Raw genomic sequence first — 2,741 nt, forward strand, 5'->3', positions numbered from 1 at the left:
CCAAAATCAATAACAGTTTGGTCAACTTCCTTTTCGTACTCTCCGACATAATAGGTGATCTGTTCTTTATCTGCCCATTCCACATGAGCCCATGTCCGGATAGAGATGCTATTTTCGATAAAAGGCTCTACAAATTTCTTAAAATAAGAAATAACAGTTTCTGAATTAAAATCACCTTTAAAACAGTAAAAATCAAAGTTATTCACGCGATGGACTTTTTTCATATCATCGCTGTTCAGTTCTTTTCCTAATTCACGATGTATTAATGGATAGACTCGGTCATTCTCAATAACAACCACGTGATCTCCCTGTTCGATTCCCGCAATAATATAGGAAACCGTATTTCTTACATATGCCTCTATGCTTTCATATTCATAGAAAATATGGCCGCCGTTTGATTGCTGCAATTCCCTAGTCTGTTGAGTGATTTTTTCTCTCATAGCTATTCCCTCTTTTCATCATTCTTCTATTAGTTCTTCAATAATTATTTCAAATCTATGAGATTTTTTTCAATAACTCCCACTGAGTTTCCCTTTTTTTCCTACTTCAAAACATTGAAAAGTGGAGAAACAAATATATTTTTGTTCAGACTCCCTATGTTGATCTTCAATTTCAAGGTCTTGCTCATTCTCTTATGAAATATAAATAGGAAGGAGATGGCTGGATATACGGAGGGGGCTGTAAGAGTTGGCAATAAAACCACGACAATTGCAGCGGGGTGACACGATAGGAATTGTGACGCTAGGAAGTCCGCTAGAAGCTAACGTCATTAATCAAGGAATTAATATATTGAGGAATATGGGATTTCAAGTCATTGTCGGAAGATATGTATATGCCGTAAATGGTTTTTTAGCAGGTACACCGCAGCAGCAGGCATCAGATCTTATGTCTATGTTTGAGAATAAACAGGTGAAAATGATTTTGCCAACAAGAGGCGGCGTAGGAGTAGCCAGCATTCTACCCTATCTGGACTTCTCTGTGATCAGCAGCAACCCTAAAATTATTTCTGGTTATAGTGACATCACCATTTTACTGAATGCCCTTTATCAATATGCGAACTTAGCAGCATTTCAAAGTTTAATGCTATTGGATTTCAAGCCAAATACACCGCAATATAACTATGATCAGTTCTTTACTATTACTACCCGATTAACGGCGCCTTGGCCGATCAATAACCCTCCAGGTCTGCCGCTTGTAAGCAAAGTTCCTGGCAATGTGACAGGACCGGTCGTTGGAGGAAATTTGACCTCATTTGTAGGGAATCTGGGGACACCTTATGAGATCGATACAAAAGGAAAGATTTTATTCATTGAAGATACACATGAACCTGTGAACACCATTTACCGATATTTGAACCACTTAAAGCTCGCTGGTAAATTTGCAGATTGTATCGGTATTATTATAGGTGAATGCACAAACTGTCAGCCAGCATACGGGAAAACGTTCGATAATGTGATCGATGAATTTATCGTTCCTTTAGGGAAGCCGCTCATAGCGAATCTGGCGAGCGCACATGGCGTCTTTAAAGCAGCCGTGCCGATTGGCGTTAATGTGAACATGAACAGTGACAGCAGGACACTTACGGTGATGGAGCCGACTGTCATTAACTAGAATACATGTAAATCCGGCCTTGGTTCATTCTCTTATACCAAGGTCTTTTGCATATTTTTAATGTGGACGAGCAGTCATTGATTTCACTGCCCAAACCCATTCCTGTAACTGTGGACAAACTCTATCCATATTTTAATATAAGCACTTCAAGAAGAAATTTTATTGTATTCGTATTACATGTGACAATTCAATAAGGGAGGTGTTTTTTTGGATAACAAACACCCTTGGGATTTGAATGGTCTAAATGCCGAAGACTTTCAAGTCAGTGATGGTACAGAGCATCAGTTTCAGGAACAGCAGGAACATGATCCGGACCGTCAAATCATCGGTTTTTGTGTTGGTTTATGTGTTTTCTTTTGCACTTGTGGAGGCTGCGCTTGCGGCGGATGCGCTGGATGTGCAGGCTGCGCTCGCTGCGGCGGCTGTGGCGGATGCGCCCGTTGCGCCGGCTGCGGAGGTTGCGGAGGCCGCTGTGGTGGATGCGGCGGACGCTGTGGACGCGGTCCTTCTTAAGCCATGCAGTTTGATTCAAACTTACCCTGCAGGAATTTCCTGCAGGGTATTATTTATACATAATGGACATGAAGGCTTAAATAGAAATAAGAGATGCAATAAATGCAGTGCTTTCTTTAAAAGGAGGGGCATCATGCAAAGAGTACATCCTGCCATGCGTTTAAAAGTGAACAGAGATACTTTTATTTATCCAGAAGCCAGCAAGGGTGTCTATCTTCGTAACAACATCAAATCAATAAGGATGGAAGGCAGCACCATTGAGCGCTGGCTGCAGAAGCTGTTTCCTATGCTTGACGGTACACAAACTCTTGAATATGTAACAAACGGGTTACCGGATTCTTTTAAAGAACAAGTGTATAAAATCGTACAAGTGCTTTATGAAAATGGCTTTGTCCGTGATGTCAGTGAAGATCTTCCCCATCAGCTTCCAGATCACATATTAAACAAATACGCTTCGCAAATCGAGTATATAAACCATATCAAAGGCTCTGGCGGTTATCGATTTCAAATGTACCGTCAGACAAAAGTAGCCGTTATGGGGTCCGGTACTCTCCTTCTTTCTTTCGTTCTCGCGCTGATTGAATCCGGACTCACTGCCTTCAGCATCGTACAAACGG

2 protein-coding genes and 1 pseudogene are annotated in these 2,741 nt (G+C 41.3%); 2 read left to right on the top strand and 1 reads right to left on the bottom strand.

The genetic code is table 11. The features are described 5' to 3' along the window. On the bottom strand, positions 1-440 hold a 440-nt coding region (locus tag CGZ90_RS19385; RefSeq protein WP_106408330.1), incomplete at its 3' end, for an MEDS domain-containing protein. Positions 441-687: 247 nt separating this feature from the next. Between CGZ90_RS19385 and CGZ90_RS19390 the strand changes: the two genes are divergently transcribed. Beyond that, on the top strand, positions 688-1,611 hold the full coding sequence (locus tag CGZ90_RS19390; RefSeq protein ID WP_094254145.1) for a S66 peptidase family protein: 924 nt from the start codon (positions 688-690) through the stop codon (positions 1,609-1,611). Between the two features lie 244 nt (positions 1,612-1,855). Beyond that, positions 1,856-2,741, top strand: a pseudogene (locus CGZ90_RS20870) (hypothetical protein); the annotation flags it as partial.

Origin of the sequence: Fictibacillus aquaticus, from assembly GCF_002245695.1 — a bacterium.
GTDB classification, from domain to species: Bacteria; Bacillota; Bacilli; order Bacillales; family Fictibacillaceae; genus Fictibacillus; species Fictibacillus aquaticus.